Raw genomic sequence first — 16,501 nt, forward strand, 5'->3', positions numbered from 1 at the left:
ATATCAGCGATTTTCACAATATATCAATTCACCAACCAAAAGTAACAATAATAAGAGGAGGCGTTTTTCAAAAACGCCTCCTCTTATTATTCATACACTGTAAACTGAGGTTTACTCGGATGATCTTTTACTAGCGCATCATCTGGAAACTTTGAAACTTTTTGATATACGGCAATGTCACCGATACAACCTCCTGTTAGTAGAATTCCTAAAAATGAGAGTGGCTCCAGATTCATAGCTAATCCCAATACAATTGGCAAAATTCCAGTTGGTAAAAACGGAAGCATTAATACTTTCTTCATTTGCTTTACTGTAACCGCCTGTTTAGAATGAGCATATGCAACACCTAATTTCCAATTAACGCCCCATTTTAGTTCACTCCACGGAACACCTCCGATATAGCGAAAGCCAATTAAATGTATTGCCTCATGAATACAAACGAGAACAATCATTGCGATAATAACAAGAAACACAGTTGGTAACGTAATTTCAACTTGAACCCCGCCTGAAAGAAGTGCATGTAAAAAACTAATTCCAAATGCCAAAACAAATATTATAAGAAATGCATAGACATTTAATTTAACCATAGACACAGCAACAGTCGTTTCTTTTCTATTCTCCATCTTCCCCCTCCTAAAATGTAAATATATCTTTACAAAATTGTATAATATACCCAAAATAATGCAAAGATATATTTACATTTATTCTTACATACAAAAAAAGAAACCGGCTACTTTACTTCGTAAAACAGCCGATTTCTTCTATATGTTTCATCGTACGCGCTAATACGTCATCGCGCATTATAAAGCTAAATTTTCTATTCGTTTTAATGTTGTCAGGAATGTCTTTTAATAAAACAGACCCTTTCGTTTCTTCGTAATGCGTATGTTCTTCTACCGCACTAATTGTTGCAAAATAAATGTTTTTAATGATTATTTTGTCTTTTCCAGATACTTTGTATTGTCCTAAGTAAGTTAAATCAGAAACTATGCCGCCGGTTTCTTCATGAACCTCTCGAACTGCCGCTTCTTCCGGTGTTTCCCCTAGTTCTACTTTACCACCTGGAAATTCAAGACCGCGACGTAAATGATGCGTTAATAACCATTGATCCCCGTACCGGCATACAACCCAAACATGCTTTGGCTCAGGAGAAAATGGATAACGTTCAAACGATAATTGTACAGTGTTGTGGTAATAATCTTTAAATTTGTACATGCCATTACTCCCCTATTGATGGTTACAAGTTTTTCCTACCACAAATTGTAGCATATTCTCGCTTTTCTGCATAATATTATCCAATTACAATCCATTGATTATTCCCATTTGCGCGACTAATTCTTTCGTCTCATGATTTCCTAAATCGTAAATCATTTTATATGCTTTTTGTAGTTGTTCATCATATCGGTCATTATTTGAATCGTGATGATACTCAACAAATGGAACGTGGGAGCGTACAAATGACCCTAAATCTTCTACATATGCTTGATCAAAGTGCTCTCTTAATTCCGTAATTTCCTCATCATTTGCGGAAATCTCAAAATTATACGTATCCGCCGTCTTCACTTGTGAAATTTGACCATTTCCTATTGATATATAATATGTTTTTTTCGTCTCCATGTAACACCCTTCTTTCATCCTTTTATTTTCTATTGTTTTCATCAATTACAAAATTATGTAAAATAAAGAAAAGGAGGGATTTTATGTTCAAAATATTAATTATCGGTATTATCATCGTCCTAATCATCCTCTTACTCTCCGTCATGACAATTAATAAAGGCTATGCTTATAAACATTCCGTCGATAAACTAGAAGACAATCCTTATACAAAAAAGAATAAGGAGAATTCCTAATATGCTTCGTATACTTCGCATCATAGTAGCACTCACTGTGATCGTTATGTCGGCAATTGGATTATATACAGGTCAAAATAATTTTTTACCTCTTTCACAATTTCTATTAGGGGCTTTAATGTTTCTCATCGCATTTGAACAAATAAAGAAAAAGGAGGCAGCAACGGGATTTATTTGTATTATTGCCGGTGCTTTCATTTGGATTGTTCTCATCATTAGCTATATCAAATAAAAGGAGGTACATGCATGCTAAAAGGAGTACGGATTACTTTATCACTTATTGCTTTATCTATAGCAATCTATGGATTTTTTACTAGTAATAGAGAAATAATGCCGTATATGTTTATCTCTTTAGGAGTTATGGCCCTCACCATAAGTTTAGAGGAAATATTAAAAAGGCAAACAGGAGGTAGTGTGCTCGCTCTACTAGCAGGAGCCGCTGCTTTATTTATTGGTTTCACAGAAATATTCCGATAAATGGTCTAAAGGAGGCTATACAATGCTAACTCTAACTATATTACGGAGTTTTTTAGCATTTCTCATGCTTCTCTTACTCATTCTAAGCACTTATATCCATGTTACCGATAATTTTTCACTTCTCCCATACGTACAATTTATTCTCAGTTGTTTCTTTATTCTTCTAGGAATTAATGAATTGAAATCCGGACGAAAATCAATGAGTATCCCGTATTTTTTCGTTTCCAGTCTCATATTCTTCTTTTTAATATCAAACTACTTTCGTTATATGTAGAATGAAATTTTGACCAATTTAGCATTTATAATTATTTTCTCTCAGTAACTATTTCTTTCTACTTAAGGGGGATTCCATGTTAAAAAACATTCAAATTATAATCGCCACTATCGCTCTTTCTCTCGTCCTATTTAGCTTCTTTGCAAACTTCACTATTCTTTTACCTTACGTGTTTATCCTTTTAAGTATTATGTGTATCCTTTTTGGAATCGATGAAATAAAGAAGCAGCAAAAAACGAAAGCATTTATTTATTTTCTCTGTTCTGCCTTTGTTTTATATGTTGGAGTATGTAATATATTTTCATAAAAAAGAAGAGTATGGTTGCTCTTAGCACAATAAAAAAACTGCCCTTTCACAGGCAGTTTTTCTTCTTATCCAAACACTTTCTCAAGTTCATCTTTATCTTGGCTTAACCAGAAGTTCATTAAGCGTTGTGCTCCTTCTAAGTCGTGAAGCTTCGCTTGACCACATTGTGTTTCATTTGCAGCTGGAATTTCTGTAATTTGAACCGCATCTTTTAATGTTAATTCTAATAAATCAATGATTTCTCGTACTGTCGGTGTTCCGCTTACTACAAGATAATATCCTGTTTGGCAGCCCATCGGTGAAATATCGATAATATCAAAATGCGGATAACGATCAATATATTTACGTAAATTAAATGCTAATAAATGTTCTAACGTATGAATAACATCTGGTTTCATTGCTTGTTTATTCGGTTGGCAAAAACGAATATCAAATTTATTTACAATACCGTCACTACCTACATTGTGAACTCCGCAATGTCTTACATAAGGTGCCTTTACAATCGTATGATCTAATTCAAAGCTTTCTACTGATGGCATACAACATCTCTCCCGCTTTTAATTTAATTCCGTTATATCCAATATGATATAACGGAAATGCACATTAGTAAAGTATTATGTACAGTCGTGCTATAATACTTTAAGACTATGCTGAAAAGGAGACCATTATGAAACAGATTTTTATTGGGATTATACGCTTTTATCAAAAGTTCATTTCTCCGATGACACCACCAACTTGCCGCTTTTATCCGACTTGTTCTCATTACGGATTAGAGGCGTTTCAAAAACATGGTGCCCTCAAAGGCTTTTGGCTTACTTGTAAGCGTATATTAAAATGTCACCCTTTCCACCCGGGAGGATTTGATCCTGTCCCAGATAAAAAGGATGACAAAGTAAATTCTTAATTGTCGTAACCATTCACAACTAAATCTAATTTTCCTGTATCAGGATCTATAACAAGACCGTGAACAGGTACTTCTTCTGGAAGTAATGGATGGTTGCGAAGTATCGATACGCTATGTTCTACACTTTCTTCTACACTAGAGAACCCTTGTAGGAATCTTTCTAAATCGATTCCAGAATAACGGAGTGTATCTAATTTCTCTTCTGTTATACCGCGTTCTTTCATTTTCTCAATCGTACTGCTTGCTTGAATTTTTGCCATACCGCAATCGTGGTGACCAACTACACAAACTTCATCAGCACCAAGTTCATATACAGCAACTAAAATACTACGCATAATACTTCCGAATGGATGTGAGATAACAGCTCCTGCTACTTTAATAATTTTCACATCACCGTTACGCATATTCATTGCTTTTGGTAATAATTCAACAAGACGAGTATCCATACAAGAGATAATTACCATTTTTTTATTCGGGAATTTTCCCGTTTCATACTCTTCGTATCTTTTCTCTTCAACAAATTTTTCATTGTATTGTAAAATCTCTTCTAATGACTTCATAGTAAAAAACCCTCTTTTCTCTCATTTACATTACTTATATAGTGTACCAAAATATGAAAAACTCAAAAAGGATATCGCTTTATAGTAAAAATAAGATATTTTCAGATAATCGACATAATTCTTTCAAAATATACACACAGCTTTGTAACAAGTCTCACATACTTTAAACGTATTTTCACTATAAACTGATTGTAGATAATGTAAAAAAGGAGTGAATATTTATTATGTCCGACGTTCTGTTACTGAGTCGTTTTCAATTTGCAATTACTATTTTTTATCACTTTTTATTTGTACCTTTGACAATCGGACTTGTCATTTTAGTAGCATGTATGGAAACTCAATACGCCCGCACATTGAATCCAACATACCGTAAAATGGCAAATTTCTGGGGTAAATTATTTACAATTAACTTCGTAATGGGGATTATAACTGGGATTACGATGGAATTCCAATTTGGAACGAACTGGTCTGAATACTCCAAATATATGGGAGATATTTTCGGATCACCTCTCGCAATCGAAGCACTCGTTGCCTTCTTCTTAGAATCTACTTTCATGGGAATATGGTTATTCGGTAAAGACAAAATTTCACCAAAGTTCCGTGCCTTCTGTATGTGGATGGTTGCACTTGGGACAAATATTTCCGCCCTTTGGATTATTACAGCAAATGGCTTTATGCAAAACCCTGTTGGCTACGTAGTACGTAATGGCCGCGCTGAATTAAATGATTTCTGGGCACTCGTTACAAATCCATATGCTTGGAATATGTTCTTCCATACTGTCATTGGTTGTTATATCGTAGGTGCTTTCTTCGTTATGGCAATTAGTGCCTATCACTTATTACGTAAAAATGAAGTGGAATTCTTCAAAAAATCATTTAAGTTTGGTTTAATGTTAGGCTTATTCGCCGCAACAATTACACCGTTTATGGGACATCAATCTGGTGTATCAGCAGCTAAATATCAACCAGCAAAAGGAGCTGCGATGGAAGCAGTTTGGGAAACTGGAAAAGGACAAGGCTTCTCAATTGTTCAAATTCCTGATGTAAAAAATGAGAAAAACTTTGAATTCCTTACGATTCCAAAACTCGGAAGCTTCTTCTATACAAACTCATTTGATGGCGAAATTGTTGGTTTAAAAGATATTCCGAAAGATGAACGTCCAAATGTTAACCTCGTGTATTATAGCTTCCGCTTAATGGTTGCACTTGGTATGTTCTTTATGGCATTAACTTGGTATGGCTTCTATTTAAACCGAAAAGGAAAACTAGAGAACTCAAAACGTTATTTAAAAATTACAATATGGTCTGTCTTACTTCCATACATTGCGATTAATGCTGGTTGGATTGTCGCTGAAGTAGGGCGTCAACCTTGGACAGTATATAAACTAATGCGTACCGCAGAATCTGTATCACCTATATCTGTTCCACAAATTTGGTTCTCATTAATTAGTTTAATTTTGTTCTACACTTTACTTTTAATCGCAGACGTATACTTAATGCTGAAGTTCGCGAAAAAAGGACCTGCAGCATTAGAAGATCCTGCTACTGAGGGAGGCGTGGCCCATGTCTCATGATATGCTTGCAATCATCTGGTTCGGTTTATGGGGCGTGATTTGGACAGTTTACTTCATCCTTGACGGGTATGCACTTGGTAACGGAATGATCTTTCCTTTCGTTACGAAAGATCGACAAGAACGAAATCAATTACAAGAAGCAATTGGCCCATTCTGGGGCGGTAATGAAGTGTGGTTAATTACAGCTGGTGGCGCAACATTTGCTGCCTTCCCAGTCACATATGCAAATATGTTTAGTTATCTATATACACCGTTATTCTTAGTATTACTTGCACTGTTTGCTCGTGCCGCTGGACTGGAATTCATGCATAAAGATGATTCACCGATTTGGCAAAAAACTTGTAAATGGGCATTTGCAATTGGCAGTTTTTTAATTGCTTTCCTATTCGGTGTTACGTTCGCTAATCTTTATTACGGACTACAAATCGGAAAAAATGGTTATGAAGGAAATTTACTTAGCTTACTAAACCATTACGGTATTTTAGGAGGGTTGTTCTTCACTGCTATATTTGTCGTATCCGGTGCCCTTTGGGTCATGATTAAAACGACTGGTGAAGTATCCGACCGTGCTTATAAAATCGCAAGACCATTTTCAATGGCAGCAGCTATTATTTTAGCTATCTTCTATGTAGCAACTGCTAATCGGACAAACTTATTCCAAAACTTTACGGAATATCCGGTACTATTCATTCTTCCAGTACTTGCAATGCTAATGAGTGTACTCGCACTTATTATGGTGTACAAACATAAAATCGGCCTTGCATTCACATTCGTTTGCCTAACAATCGCAATGTTTATGACAACTGGCTTTGCAGGTATGTTCCCAAGAATGTTACCATCCCGTATTAACGATGCATACAGTACAACGTTATACAACGCAGCTGGTAGTCAATTAAACTTAAAAATTATGTTCTTCGTAGCAATGGTCATGGTACCAATCGTTATTGGATATCAGCTTTGGAGCTACAGTATTTTTAAAAATAAAATTCATAAAGACTCTGCTAAAGGATATCACTAAAATAAAAAAGACACTTCGTTTGAAGTGTCTTTTTTTGTACGTATGATTTTCGATAAGATGTTATATTTCTAATCTAACAACTACACTATAGAAGAATCATTAACAGCTCACAGCTAGATTGTATCATAGGGCAACTTCATCATTTTATGCAATTTTACATACTGTACTATAAAGTAAACTGTATCCCCTGATCATTCGCATCATTATCCCATACATCAGCTGTACTAATCCCGCTAAACGTTTGTACTTTCATTCCTGTATTTGATGATCCCGATCCATTATAAGCCTTCGTCTTTTCAATCGGCTGTACGTTATATTTGTCACCTACATTAATTGTTCCATTGCAGTTTTCAATAATAACACCTTCCACAACTGCCGGCATTTTGTCACCCACTTTCATTTCTTTACTTTTATTTTATGAAAATCGCCTAGAAAAATAGCATGTTTCAATAAGAAAAAGCACTCAATTTGAGTGCTTTTTCTTTAAGCATAAAGACAAGTTTGGAGACAGTTGACTTCTTCAAAATTTTATTAGGGGTAATATTTTGAAAAAGAAAGCCTTTCATATGTAGGTTAACACCACTGGAATATATAGTAAATTGATAATATTTATACGGAAGATTGCTAATGTTTAGTATAGATAGTTTACACTATGCTAACAGTGAAAACTATCTATACTAATAAAAAAAAGGTGCCTTCAAAGAAGCCACCTTTCAAAAACAGACACTATAAAACAGAATTATTTATTGTTATACGATTGTTAGATACAAAAAGTAGAGGGAAATGTTTGTATGAAATTCTGCTTTATAAAGTCTGTCTACAACTTATATTGTAATCCTCTTCATTTGAAAAAAAATATAATATGCACAATTGCATACAAAAAGAAAAAGCACTCTACTGAGTGCCTTTTCAACCATTTTACTTTTAATATATCGCTTTGAATATATTGTAACATACGTATCTATATATTTTATTGAGAAAATTCAAAATCATTTTTTCTTTCATTTTTACTTATAAAATCATGTAATATAAAAGGTATGTCAAATTCTTATACAAATTGAGGTGTACTATATTTATGATGTATTTCGGAATTATTCCTCTTATACTATTTATTATTTTTCTTATTTCCTATTTAAAAGATCCACGAAAAATAATAAACGGCTTTTTATTTAATGCCTTTGTCTGTTTTTTCCTTCTTTTTTGTGTGATTATATCTGTGAATTCAAGTAGTGATGTCCTACGCTATATTATAATTTTACCTATTTTAGCACTTCTTATTATGCTTCCTTTCGGTATTATTGCTTTAATGTTTGGGCTATTTCTTAATGCTAGAATTTTAATGAAGCGAGAAGGAAGACGGTTCACCAACTGTTTAACACTCCTTGCTGCTTTAGGGATGTTATTCTTTATGTTACTCCCTATTATAAATCCAGCAAGTTTGGTCTCATCGCATTTAGAGCCTATTTTTGCAGCTATTTCTCTTATAAGCTTCTATTTCTTTATACACTTATCTAACTTCTTAAGCGCATATTTTTTATACCAATTCAACAGACCAAGACGTAATCAAGATTTCATCATCGTTCTTGGTAGCGGCTTAATTAATGATAAAGTACCACCTTTACTTGCAAGCCGCATTAATAAAGCGATCGACTTCTATTGGAAACAAGCCGCTGTAAATACACCACCAACAATTATTTTTTCTGGTGGACAAGGTCCAGATGAAGGTCTTCCAGAAGCGGAAGCGATGCAAAGTTACGCTGTTGAAAAAGGAATTCCTCTTGAACATACAGTCCAGGAAAATCGCTCTGTAAACACATATCAAAATATGCTGTTCTCTAAAGAAATTATGGATTCTTTAAAACCAGAAGGTAAATATAAAAGTATTTTTACAACGAATAATTTCCACCTTTTCCGTGCTGGTATATATGCAAGACAAGCTGGTCTTAACAGCCAAGGTATTGGATCAAAAACTGCATTTTATTACTGGCCTAACGCAATGATCCGTGAATATGTTGCGATTGTCGTAATGGGACGTAAGCGCCATATGAAAATATGTGGAACTATTTTAGGCTTCGCTGTATTCGTATCAGTACTTAGTTTTATATTTTCTTAATAGCATCCCATCCTTTGAAAGGATGGGATTTCTTATACTTATTTCAAAAATATTTTAAAGATAATATGGTCATAATATTCCCTGCATACATCCATTAAAGGAGAAATTTTTCAAATTAAATGTTAAAATAAAATTTAGGTGTAAATTATGTAACAAACAAGAAACTAGTTTGAAACGAGGAAATTATATGGAGAAAAGTATCAAAAACAAGCCCAATAAGCTAAAAATTGCTTCGAAAGCTTTGATGATTATTATTGGGGCATTTATCACAGCGTACGGATTAGAAGCAGTATTAATTCCAAATAACGTATCAGATGGTGGTGTGACTGGTTTAAGTATCGTTAGTTCAAGATTATTTGGATTGCCATTAGGAGCTCTAATCGCAGTTATTAACATTCCTTTCGTTTGGTTAGGATATAAGCAAATCGGTAAAAGCTTTGCGATTTATTCCATTATCGGGATTGCTTCATTAGCAATAGGTACCGTTGTCATGCACGGAATACCAGCTATTATTGAAGGCGATACATTATTAGTTACAGTTGTTGGTGGTATTATTATCGGTTTTGGTATGGGACTAGCATTACGTAACGGTGGGGCATTAGATGGAATCGATATGCTTGCTGTATTGCTTTCTCGTAAGTTACCATTTGGAACGAGTGACCTTATTTTATTCTTAAACATGTTCGTATTTATTTTCGTATCAACGGTATTCGGTCTTCAAGGAGCTATCCTTTCGGCAATTGCTTACTTTATTGCTTCGAAAGTGATTCATATCGTTGAAGTTGGTTTAAGTGGTTCAAAAGCATTTAAAATTATCACAAAAGAGCCTGAATTAATGGTAGAAACAATTCGCGATCGTTTAGGCAGAAGTGCAACATATAACGAAGTATACGGTGGTTATTCAAGAGAGAAATTCAAAGAAATTTCTTGCGTAATTAACCGTTTAGAAGAAAGTAAAATGAAAGAACTTATTAATGAAATCGATCCTAATGCCTTTATTACCGTTTATGACGTAGCAGAAGTAAAAGGCGGTAATTTCAAGAAACGTGATATTCATTAATCGTTATGAAAAAAGAGGGTGTGCTAACATTTTGGCACACCCTCTTTTTATTATTAAGTTGCTATCGTTGTCAGTTTTTGTCGGTAAGTCGATATATTCCAATAATCGCTGATATATTTTGAATTACGGTCGATATATTCTAATAATCGCTGATATATTTTTACTCGCCCCCTTATGCCTAAATTACACCACCTGAAAGGAATTAGTTCTTATAACAAGGAAAAAGACCAAAAAGCAATTTACACTTTTCGGTCTCTACACTATCTTCTCTTCGTAATTTTCCCTGAACCACCAACCCTCGTTTTCGGGGGTGATGTATTCTTTGGCGGAGTTTTAATAGATGATTTCGGCTTCACATCTGATCCACTCGAACCACCTGGTGTTTTTGTAATTGTACCTTTGCTTCCAGTAGAAGGTGAAGGCGTCGTATTACTTCCTTTTTCAGTAATACTTCCCTTATCACCTACTGATGGTTTCGAATCTACATTATCGCCTCGCTTAATGATAGACCCTTTCCCTTCCTTCGTAATTGGAGGTGGGGTTTTCTTTTCTTCTTTCGTAGGTGGTCTCTCTGGAATGACTGGTTTATGATTTTGTCTGTCGTTATATCCTCGATAATCACCGTATGATGATTTTCGTGAACCGAATATATCGTTTAATATGCTACCCATAATATATCCTTGCAAGAAGGACGGTTGGTAGTTTTGACGGACAAATTCCTCATTACTTACTTCAATTAACGTATCGGATGGTTTCTCTTTATCCTTTTGAAGGTTATACATTTTATCCGAATAAACGAGAAACATTTGATTTTCGTCTTCTTTAGATGCTTGTTTCGGTTTCCTTTCGGCTATAAGTTCCTTCGCGACTTCAGGAACTGACCGATTGGCGGCCCTATACACGTAAGATTCTTGTTTACCTTCCTTTGCGACAGACTCAAGCGGATAACGGTCTTGAATCGACTTTGTCTGCCCGCCTTGACAACCTGATAAGGCATAACCAGCAACAACAAGTAATATAACGATAGCAAGTATAGGGATCACAAACGATTTAATCATGGTAAACAATCGGTTTGACATGATTACGCCCCCTTACGTTGCTCTTATAATTTGTACATCAGCAGGAATGATTGCTTCTCCCTCATACATCATTGTGCGACCATTTTGCCATTCAATACGCAATAATTTTCGATTATCTGATTGGAATTCCCATACGTACTGTTCCTCTGAAGCGGAGAATGGTGTTTTCCCCATCACAACAACACGTCCGTTATATTGTTCTTCCATATGATACTCAGTATCATCCATTTCAATTGTCGTCGGAATTTCCTCAATTGAATCTAAGCGACCATCAATTGGTGTATATAATTTGTAATACGTATTTTCACGATCTTCAATTTTTAAATAACGAATGTCTTTCCCGTCTTGCAGTGTTAAAACAATTTCCTTGCGAGAATGCATACTCGTTTTCCCAGTTAATTCGTACATGACTAATGAAACTTCAATCATATCACCAGGAGCTAACGTTAAAAGACTCTTTTCCGGCTTCGGTGGCTCTGGGCTTTTCATTATATTTTTAATTCGTTTAAATAAACTCATGATCTACCCCTCCTTTTCTCTTTATAAACAAGCACCTAAAATTAGTGCACCAACAATATGTAATGATCCAGCTAACATCGCATGTGCAACGCTGCCTTCTTTCGTACCTTCTTCTAAATCTAAGCCAGACATTTTCTTTAACACAAATTCGATAAACATTTCTACCACTAATAAAATAACGAAAGAAACTGCTGATGCAAGTAGCGCTTGCCATAAATCATTTGCTTTCGTTATCGATTGGGATAAAATGTACCCCTGTGCAAATAATTTCATAATAAAACGAGTTGTTACAGCTGTATTCCCATTTTTGATTTCTTTTAAATCATTGTATTTTGTAAAAATTGAATCAACCCACATAATTGCAAATAAAAGTACTGCACTCGCTCCAGTCCATACAAGCATGGCAACTACATTCATCCATGTCATTGCAAAACCTCCTCTAAAATATAATAGAAAACCGACATGAATATATTTAGACATGTCGGTTCATTTGTCTCTATTCTATATTATTTCTCATACTGCTTCATAATACGAGCTAATTCATCGTCAACAGCAGAATTTTTGTTTAAGCTTGCGAATTCATCATCTAATGACTTTTCTTTCTTATAAACTTCACCGCTTGCTTCCGCTTCAGCCTCTAATTGAAGAGCTTTCTCTTCCATACGGCTTAAACCAGCTTTTGCTGAATTTGAATCAAATCCAGACATCGCCTGATTAATATTTTTCTGTGCTTTCGCTGCATTTACACGTGCTACAAGTGTTTCACGTTTATTTTTCAGCTCATTTAATTGCTTGCGCATTTCTTCTAGCTTAAGGCGCAGATTATCAGCAGCAGCTTTGTTTTGCTCATAGCTTGCTTTATACTCATTCATCTTTTGTTCTGCGTTTTGTTTTTCTTCAAGAGCACGACGCGCAAGATCTAAGTTATTAGCTTGAACAGCCATATGAGCTTGCTCTTCACGTTTTTTCACAAGTGCTTCTTGCTCTTCAAATAATATTTTGAATTTCTTCTCAAGCGCGATTTGAGCCGCTACACTTTTCTCTGCTTCTTGTACATCCGCTTGCATATCACGTAAATATTGATCAGTCATCTTAACTGGATCTTCCGCTTTTTCAATTAACGAATACACATTTGACATTGTTAAATCTCTTAATCGTTTAAATACAGACATTTAAATTCCTCCTATGATATACCTCATATTTCAAATTCACTACTTGGAAAACTGAAAAATCTCCCTTTACAGTAAAGAATATTCATTTTACAGGCTATGTGTTTATTATAACAAAACTAATATGTCCTTACATGTTATTTCCAAAATACATCCATTATAATATGACATTCTATATACAATATTGTATTTCTAATATATTCTCATTATCCCTCTTTGAAATTAACTTACTTTTGCGCACTTTCACTAAATTACATAAGTGTAATGTTACTGTAAGCTAACTCGATAGTTACGTTTCCATATTTCTTATACACTAATACCAGAAGCAGCAAACAAGCTTCTCATCATTTCGGAACTAATACAAAAATGTATTTACTATAAAACATATAAAAGGAGAAATCATCATGAAAAAATTAGTAGGAATCGGATTAGCAGCAGCAATTTCATTTGGAGCATTATCAGGTTGTTCTTTATTAGGAGAGAAAGCGAACGGTTTTGTACTGTACGGCTCAGAAGAACAAGTTCAACAAATTACAGATAAAAACAAAAAAGAAGTGAAAGAAAAAGACTTCTATAAAATGAAAATGACAACATTAGATGGTAAAAAAGTTCTTGTAATGGATAAGAAAACTGGTGAAGAACTAGTGAAAAAAGAGTTACTTAGCAAAGTTGATGAAAAAGACAACACGAAACCACTTGATAAATTACCAGCTGTAACAACAGAACAAGGTGTATTATTCGCAAAAGAGAAAGTAGAAAATGCTACACTTGATGGAGCGAAATTAAAATATGAAGGCAACACAATTATCGGAAGTGGCCGTGCATATACAGATATGTATGCAATTGTTGATGACGCAACTTACAGCAATGTAAAAGGTGATGAAAAATCTGTAGGTGTATTAAAATTTGATAAAGACCCGAGTAAAGAATTCCCTGGTTACAAAGGCGTAGAAGCTTCTCAACTTGTAAAAATTAAAAAGTAAAACAAAAAAGCTTTGCGAAATTCGCAAAGCTTTTTTCTATTTATTATGAGCAATTTGCTCCATATCCGGGCTACAAGTTTGCGACTGACATGACTTATTTAAAGAACATGCCGCGCATTTTCCTTTTTTACTTCTCTTTACAAAATTAACTAACGTATATGCTGCATAACCAAAAATGATAGCTCCAATTATAATATTGACCATCATCACAATACATCTCCTTCTAGAATCCGAGTAAGGATCCAACTTGGTATATAATGAGCGTTAATACATAAGCAACTACGAGTGGATAAACGACTGAAAAAATCGTCCACTTCGCTGATCCTGTTTCACGTTTAATAACAGCTACTGTCGCTAAACACGGAACATATAATAAAATAAAGAACATAAATGCATAAGCTGATAATGCTGTATAATGTGCTCCCATTACATTTCCAAGCACATCTTCTTTAACCGCATAAATAATTGCCATTGTAGAAACGACAACTTCTTTCGCTAAAAATCCTGTTAAAAGGGATGCCGCAGCTTGCCACGTTCCAAAGCCGAGCGGTGCAAATAATGGTGCGATAAATCCACCAATCATCGCTAAGTAGCTATCTCCCATATCAACGCCAAATCCTGATGGACCTGCATAGTTTAATAACCAAATAACAACCGAACCACCAAAGATGAATGTACCAGCTTTACGAACAAATCCCTTTCCTTTCTCCCACGTGCTCAGCCATAACGTTTTCGCTTGTGGCACACGATAAGGCGGTAGTTCAATTACGAAAATAGATTTTTCTGCTTTCAAAATCGTAAGAGACATAATTTTTGTAACGAGTAATGCCAGAACAATACCTGCGACATATAAAGAAAATACAACAGTCGCCTGACTATTAGGGAAGAATACGCCCGCAAATAATGCATATACAGGTAATCGTGCTGAACAAGACATAAACGGTGTTACTAAAATGGTAAGTAAACGTTCTTTCTCCTGTTCAATGGTTCTCGCTGCCATAATACCTGGAACGTTACATCCAAAACCAATAATCATCGGAATAAAAGCTTTACCGTTTAAGCCAAAGAACTCCATAATTCTATCCATAACAACTGCAATTCGCGCCATATATCCTGAGTCTTCTAATAATGAAATGAAAAAGAATAGTGCAAAGATTTGTGGTACGAATACTAATACAGCACCAACACCGGCAATAATACCTTCTGTAACGAGTGCTTGAATAAAATCAGAAGCTCCAATACTTGTAAGTCCAGCCGTCACCCAATCCGTAAGCTGACCACCAAAAAACTCATCTAACATATCCGATAAAGGTGTACCAATCCACGTAAACGTAACCTGAAAAATAAAAAACATAACTGCTAAAAAGATTGGAAGTCCTAAAATTTTATGTGTAATTAATCTATCAATTTTTTCTGAAAAAGGAATTTTCCCTTCTTTCTCATGCTTCATAACATTTGTTTTTAACTTTTCAATATACGCTTCACGAGTTTTGTAAATGTGCTCTTCTAACGTACAATCAAGTTTTCCTTCTAAGCGAGATCGAATGGCTATGAGTTCCTTATAAATTGGTAATGCTTTCATTTCTTTTTCTACTACTTCGTTATTGCTTAAAAATTGAAGTGCTAACCATCTCGGATGCTCATAATTCGCTGTCTCTAAAAGAGCAATTACTTCTCCAATTCCTTCATCCATTTGTACACCATATGAAATAAGGAATGGCTTTTTCTCCTTTTTGTCATTTTCTTTAAGAGTCGCAAGTAGTTCTTCACAACCTTTTCCACTTCTTGCAACGACAGGAACGACTGTTACACCTAATAGTTCTGATAATCGTTTTACATCAATGACAATTCCTCTTTGCTTCGCCACATCAACCATATTTAAACCAATTGAGACCGGCTTACCAAATTCAAGTAATTGCAACGTTAAATGCATATTTCTCTCAAACTGCGAAGAATCTACGATATTTAACATATGATTAAATTCTTCTGTTAATAGAAAGTTTGTTACAACACCTTCATCACGTGAAACTGGATTTAAATCATACACACCTGGTAAATCAATTAATGTTCCTTGTCTATCTTTTAATTTACCAACCTTTTTTTCTACTGTTACACCGCTCCAGTTTCCTACGTATTCATAAGAACCAGTAAGTGCATTAAATAATGATGTCTTCCCTGTATTCGGATTCCCTAGCAAAGCTACCTTATTCACGCTAATTCCACCTTTATCATTTTCGCGTCACAATGACGAATACTAATTAACTGTCCACGACACTCCAATGTACAAGGACCTTTGAACATCGCTTTCTGTTTCAAGCAAAGTTCGCTTCCTTCCGCAAGACCGAAAGCAGCTAGTCTACGCTTTAATAGCTGATCTAAAGACTGAATACTTTTTACTAACACTTTCTCTCCAATTTTAATATCTACTAAGCTCATAACCTTCCCCCTCAGAAGAGAATGATAATTATTTTCAAAAAAATTATACCACACCCAATTTCTCTTGTACTATACCCTTTTGCTTCATATTTATTAACATTTCGCTACAATTCTATTTCAATTATTGTCATACAGCATTTGTTTGCCATTCTCATCCATTTCGCTTACAATAAACAAT

23 protein-coding genes are annotated in these 16,501 nt (G+C 34.8%); 10 read left to right on the forward strand and 13 right to left on the reverse strand.

Going from position 1 to position 16,501, the window contains the following annotated elements:
* Positions 1-86 precede the first annotated feature (86 nt).
* The 3 genes from ACS2FK_RS23385 to ACS2FK_RS23395 all read right to left on the reverse strand — a co-directional run bounded on the left by ACS2FK_RS23385 (position 87) and on the right by ACS2FK_RS23395 (position 1,617).
* On the reverse strand, positions 87-623 hold the full coding sequence (locus ACS2FK_RS23385) for a DUF3267 domain-containing protein (RefSeq protein WP_063548869.1): 537 nt from the start codon (positions 621-623) through the stop codon (positions 87-89).
* Positions 624-735: 112 nt separating this feature from the next.
* Complete coding sequence (mutTA, locus tag ACS2FK_RS23390) at positions 736-1,215, reverse strand: antimutator 8-oxo-(dGTP/GTP)ase (RefSeq protein ID WP_000276385.1); 480 nt, start codon at positions 1,213-1,215, stop codon at positions 736-738.
* 84 nt (positions 1,216-1,299) lie between these two features.
* The gene (locus ACS2FK_RS23395) at positions 1,300-1,617 is read right to left on the reverse strand and encodes a hypothetical protein (RefSeq protein ID WP_000448409.1); all 318 of its coding nucleotides are present in this window, start codon (positions 1,615-1,617) and stop codon (positions 1,300-1,302) included.
* A gap of 83 nt (positions 1,618-1,700) precedes the next feature.
* Here ACS2FK_RS23395 and ytzI point away from each other — a divergent pair, with 83 nt between their 5' ends.
* From ytzI to ACS2FK_RS23415, 4 genes are all read left to right on the forward strand, one after another.
* Positions 1,701-1,850 (forward strand): YtzI protein, encoded by a 150-nt coding sequence (ytzI, locus tag ACS2FK_RS23400; protein WP_063548871.1) that lies wholly within the window; start codon positions 1,701-1,703, stop codon positions 1,848-1,850.
* 1 nt (position 1,851) lies between these two features.
* Positions 1,852-2,082 (forward strand): DUF3953 domain-containing protein, encoded by a 231-nt coding sequence (locus ACS2FK_RS23405; protein WP_000944455.1) that lies wholly within the window; start codon positions 1,852-1,854, stop codon positions 2,080-2,082.
* Positions 2,083-2,096: 14 nt separating this feature from the next.
* Positions 2,097-2,327 (forward strand): DUF3953 domain-containing protein, encoded by a 231-nt coding sequence (locus ACS2FK_RS23410; protein ID WP_000912059.1) that lies wholly within the window; start codon positions 2,097-2,099, stop codon positions 2,325-2,327.
* 350 nt (positions 2,328-2,677) lie between these two features.
* Complete coding sequence (locus ACS2FK_RS23415) at positions 2,678-2,908, forward strand: YczI family protein (protein WP_063548873.1); 231 nt, start codon at positions 2,678-2,680, stop codon at positions 2,906-2,908.
* A gap of 65 nt (positions 2,909-2,973) precedes the next feature.
* Here ACS2FK_RS23415 and luxS read toward each other — a convergent pair whose 3' ends face one another.
* Entirely contained in the window at positions 2,974-3,447 is a 474-nt protein-coding gene (luxS, locus tag ACS2FK_RS23420; RefSeq protein ID WP_001141371.1) for an S-ribosylhomocysteine lyase LuxS, read from the reverse strand.
* 128 nt (positions 3,448-3,575) lie between these two features.
* On the opposite strand from luxS, the gene yidD reads away from it, so the two are divergent.
* Positions 3,576-3,812: a membrane protein insertion efficiency factor YidD gene (yidD, locus tag ACS2FK_RS23425; RefSeq protein ID WP_000809334.1), complete on the forward strand. Its 237-nt coding sequence runs from the start codon at positions 3,576-3,578 to the stop codon at positions 3,810-3,812.
* On the opposite strand, the gene ACS2FK_RS23430 is transcribed toward yidD, so the two are convergent.
* The gene (locus ACS2FK_RS23430) at positions 3,809-4,372 is read right to left on the reverse strand and encodes a beta-class carbonic anhydrase (protein ID WP_063548875.1); all 564 of its coding nucleotides are present in this window, start codon (positions 4,370-4,372) and stop codon (positions 3,809-3,811) included. The two genes, yidD and ACS2FK_RS23430, sit on opposite strands and share 4 nt — an antisense overlap.
* A gap of 224 nt (positions 4,373-4,596) precedes the next feature.
* Between ACS2FK_RS23430 and cydA the strand changes: the two genes are divergently transcribed.
* Together cydA and cydB are read left to right on the forward strand one after the other, a co-directional pair.
* A complete protein-coding gene (gene cydA / locus ACS2FK_RS23435) occupies positions 4,597-5,946 on the forward strand; it encodes a cytochrome ubiquinol oxidase subunit I (RefSeq protein ID WP_001286164.1) in 1,350 nt (449 codons plus the stop codon).
* Complete coding sequence (gene cydB, locus ACS2FK_RS23440) at positions 5,936-6,964, forward strand: cytochrome d ubiquinol oxidase subunit II (RefSeq protein ID WP_000017662.1); 1,029 nt, start codon at positions 5,936-5,938, stop codon at positions 6,962-6,964. Before cydA ends, cydB begins: the two co-directional genes overlap by 11 nt.
* Positions 6,965-7,130: 166 nt before the next feature.
* Here cydB and ACS2FK_RS23445 read toward each other — a convergent pair whose 3' ends face one another.
* A complete protein-coding gene (locus ACS2FK_RS23445; protein WP_002001299.1) occupies positions 7,131-7,364 on the reverse strand; it encodes a spore germination protein in 234 nt (77 codons plus the stop codon).
* A 675-nt stretch (positions 7,365-8,039) separates the two neighbouring features.
* Between ACS2FK_RS23445 and ACS2FK_RS23450 the strand changes: the two genes are divergently transcribed.
* Both ACS2FK_RS23450 and ACS2FK_RS23455 read left to right on the forward strand, forming a co-directional pair.
* Complete coding sequence (locus ACS2FK_RS23450) at positions 8,040-9,077, forward strand: YdcF family protein (RefSeq protein WP_023523233.1); 1,038 nt, start codon at positions 8,040-8,042, stop codon at positions 9,075-9,077.
* Positions 9,078-9,264: 187 nt separating this feature from the next.
* Positions 9,265-10,137 (forward strand): YitT family protein, encoded by an 873-nt coding sequence (locus tag ACS2FK_RS23455; RefSeq protein ID WP_023523234.1) that lies wholly within the window; start codon positions 9,265-9,267, stop codon positions 10,135-10,137.
* A 260-nt stretch (positions 10,138-10,397) separates the two neighbouring features.
* On the opposite strand, the gene ACS2FK_RS23460 is transcribed toward ACS2FK_RS23455, so the two are convergent.
* From ACS2FK_RS23460 to ACS2FK_RS23475, 4 genes are all read right to left on the reverse strand, one after another.
* The gene (locus ACS2FK_RS23460) at positions 10,398-11,216 is read right to left on the reverse strand and encodes a DUF4247 domain-containing protein (RefSeq protein ID WP_063548877.1); all 819 of its coding nucleotides are present in this window, start codon (positions 11,214-11,216) and stop codon (positions 10,398-10,400) included.
* Between the two features lie 12 nt (positions 11,217-11,228).
* Positions 11,229-11,735, reverse strand: a complete 507-nt coding sequence (locus ACS2FK_RS23465) for a DUF4178 domain-containing protein (protein WP_000051755.1) — start codon at positions 11,733-11,735, stop codon at positions 11,229-11,231.
* A gap of 21 nt (positions 11,736-11,756) precedes the next feature.
* Positions 11,757-12,161: a DUF350 domain-containing protein gene (locus tag ACS2FK_RS23470; RefSeq protein WP_000220087.1), complete on the reverse strand. Its 405-nt coding sequence runs from the start codon at positions 12,159-12,161 to the stop codon at positions 11,757-11,759.
* Positions 12,162-12,241: 80 nt separating this feature from the next.
* Complete coding sequence (locus tag ACS2FK_RS23475) at positions 12,242-12,907, reverse strand: PspA/IM30 family protein (RefSeq protein ID WP_000110280.1); 666 nt, start codon at positions 12,905-12,907, stop codon at positions 12,242-12,244.
* Positions 12,908-13,308: 401 nt separating this feature from the next.
* Here ACS2FK_RS23475 and ACS2FK_RS23480 point away from each other — a divergent pair, with 401 nt between their 5' ends.
* The gene (locus ACS2FK_RS23480) at positions 13,309-13,887 is read left to right on the forward strand and encodes a lipoprotein BA_5634 family protein (protein ID WP_048565089.1); all 579 of its coding nucleotides are present in this window, start codon (positions 13,309-13,311) and stop codon (positions 13,885-13,887) included.
* A gap of 36 nt (positions 13,888-13,923) precedes the next feature.
* Here ACS2FK_RS23480 and ACS2FK_RS23485 read toward each other — a convergent pair whose 3' ends face one another.
* The 3 genes from ACS2FK_RS23485 to ACS2FK_RS23495 are packed head-to-tail and all read right to left on the reverse strand — an operon-like array spanning position 13,924 to position 16,323.
* Positions 13,924-14,094, reverse strand: a complete 171-nt coding sequence (locus ACS2FK_RS23485; RefSeq protein ID WP_000989598.1) for a FeoB-associated Cys-rich membrane protein — start codon at positions 14,092-14,094, stop codon at positions 13,924-13,926.
* Between the two features lie 16 nt (positions 14,095-14,110).
* Positions 14,111-16,099: a ferrous iron transport protein B gene (gene feoB / locus ACS2FK_RS23490; RefSeq protein ID WP_053563489.1), complete on the reverse strand. Its 1,989-nt coding sequence runs from the start codon at positions 16,097-16,099 to the stop codon at positions 14,111-14,113.
* Positions 16,096-16,323, reverse strand: a complete 228-nt coding sequence (locus tag ACS2FK_RS23495) for a FeoA family protein (RefSeq protein ID WP_063548879.1) — start codon at positions 16,321-16,323, stop codon at positions 16,096-16,098. Before ACS2FK_RS23495 ends, feoB begins: the two co-directional genes overlap by 4 nt.
* Between the last annotated feature and the right edge of the window lie 178 nt (positions 16,324-16,501).

The sequence above is a fragment of the Bacillus cereus group sp. BceL220 genome, assembly GCF_051776965.1.
Classification (GTDB): domain Bacteria; phylum Bacillota; class Bacilli; order Bacillales; family Bacillaceae_G; genus Bacillus_A; species Bacillus_A cereus.

Excerpts from the sequence above, each read along its gene's own strand:
- cydA (WP_001286164.1), top strand. The coding sequence starts at position 4,597 with ATGTCCGACGTTCTGTTACTGAGTCGTTTTCAATTTGCAATTACTATT.
- ACS2FK_RS23430 (WP_063548875.1), bottom strand. The coding sequence starts at position 4,372 with ATGAAGTCATTAGAAGAGATTTTACAATACAATGAAAAATTTGTTGAA.
- ACS2FK_RS23410 (WP_000912059.1), top strand. The coding sequence starts at position 2,097 with ATGCTAAAAGGAGTACGGATTACTTTATCACTTATTGCTTTATCTATA.
- ACS2FK_RS23465 (WP_000051755.1), bottom strand. The coding sequence starts at position 11,735 with ATGAGTTTATTTAAACGAATTAAAAATATAATGAAAAGCCCAGAGCCA.
- ACS2FK_RS23495 (WP_063548879.1), bottom strand. The coding sequence starts at position 16,323 with ATGAGCTTAGTAGATATTAAAATTGGAGAGAAAGTGTTAGTAAAAAGT.
- ACS2FK_RS23480 (WP_048565089.1), top strand. The coding sequence starts at position 13,309 with ATGAAAAAATTAGTAGGAATCGGATTAGCAGCAGCAATTTCATTTGGA.
- cydB (WP_000017662.1), top strand. The coding sequence starts at position 5,936 with ATGTCTCATGATATGCTTGCAATCATCTGGTTCGGTTTATGGGGCGTG.
- ACS2FK_RS23445 (WP_002001299.1), bottom strand. The coding sequence starts at position 7,364 with ATGAAAGTGGGTGACAAAATGCCGGCAGTTGTGGAAGGTGTTATTATT.
- ACS2FK_RS23385 (WP_063548869.1), bottom strand. The coding sequence starts at position 623 with ATGGAGAATAGAAAAGAAACGACTGTTGCTGTGTCTATGGTTAAATTA.
- ACS2FK_RS23395 (WP_000448409.1), bottom strand. The coding sequence starts at position 1,617 with ATGGAGACGAAAAAAACATATTATATATCAATAGGAAATGGTCAAATT.
- ACS2FK_RS23455 (WP_023523234.1), top strand. The coding sequence starts at position 9,265 with ATGGAGAAAAGTATCAAAAACAAGCCCAATAAGCTAAAAATTGCTTCG.
- yidD (WP_000809334.1), top strand. The coding sequence starts at position 3,576 with ATGAAACAGATTTTTATTGGGATTATACGCTTTTATCAAAAGTTCATT.
- luxS (WP_001141371.1), bottom strand. The coding sequence starts at position 3,447 with ATGCCATCAGTAGAAAGCTTTGAATTAGATCATACGATTGTAAAGGCA.
- ACS2FK_RS23415 (WP_063548873.1), top strand. The coding sequence starts at position 2,678 with ATGTTAAAAAACATTCAAATTATAATCGCCACTATCGCTCTTTCTCTC.
- ACS2FK_RS23405 (WP_000944455.1), top strand. The coding sequence starts at position 1,852 with ATGCTTCGTATACTTCGCATCATAGTAGCACTCACTGTGATCGTTATG.
- ACS2FK_RS23485 (WP_000989598.1), bottom strand. The coding sequence starts at position 14,094 with ATGATGGTCAATATTATAATTGGAGCTATCATTTTTGGTTATGCAGCA.
- ytzI (WP_063548871.1), top strand. The coding sequence starts at position 1,701 with ATGTTCAAAATATTAATTATCGGTATTATCATCGTCCTAATCATCCTC.
- ACS2FK_RS23460 (WP_063548877.1), bottom strand. The coding sequence starts at position 11,216 with ATGTCAAACCGATTGTTTACCATGATTAAATCGTTTGTGATCCCTATA.
- ACS2FK_RS23450 (WP_023523233.1), top strand. The coding sequence starts at position 8,040 with ATGATGTATTTCGGAATTATTCCTCTTATACTATTTATTATTTTTCTT.
- ACS2FK_RS23470 (WP_000220087.1), bottom strand. The coding sequence starts at position 12,161 with ATGACATGGATGAATGTAGTTGCCATGCTTGTATGGACTGGAGCGAGT.
- ACS2FK_RS23475 (WP_000110280.1), bottom strand. The coding sequence starts at position 12,907 with ATGTCTGTATTTAAACGATTAAGAGATTTAACAATGTCAAATGTGTAT.
- mutTA (WP_000276385.1), bottom strand. The coding sequence starts at position 1,215 with ATGTACAAATTTAAAGATTATTACCACAACACTGTACAATTATCGTTT.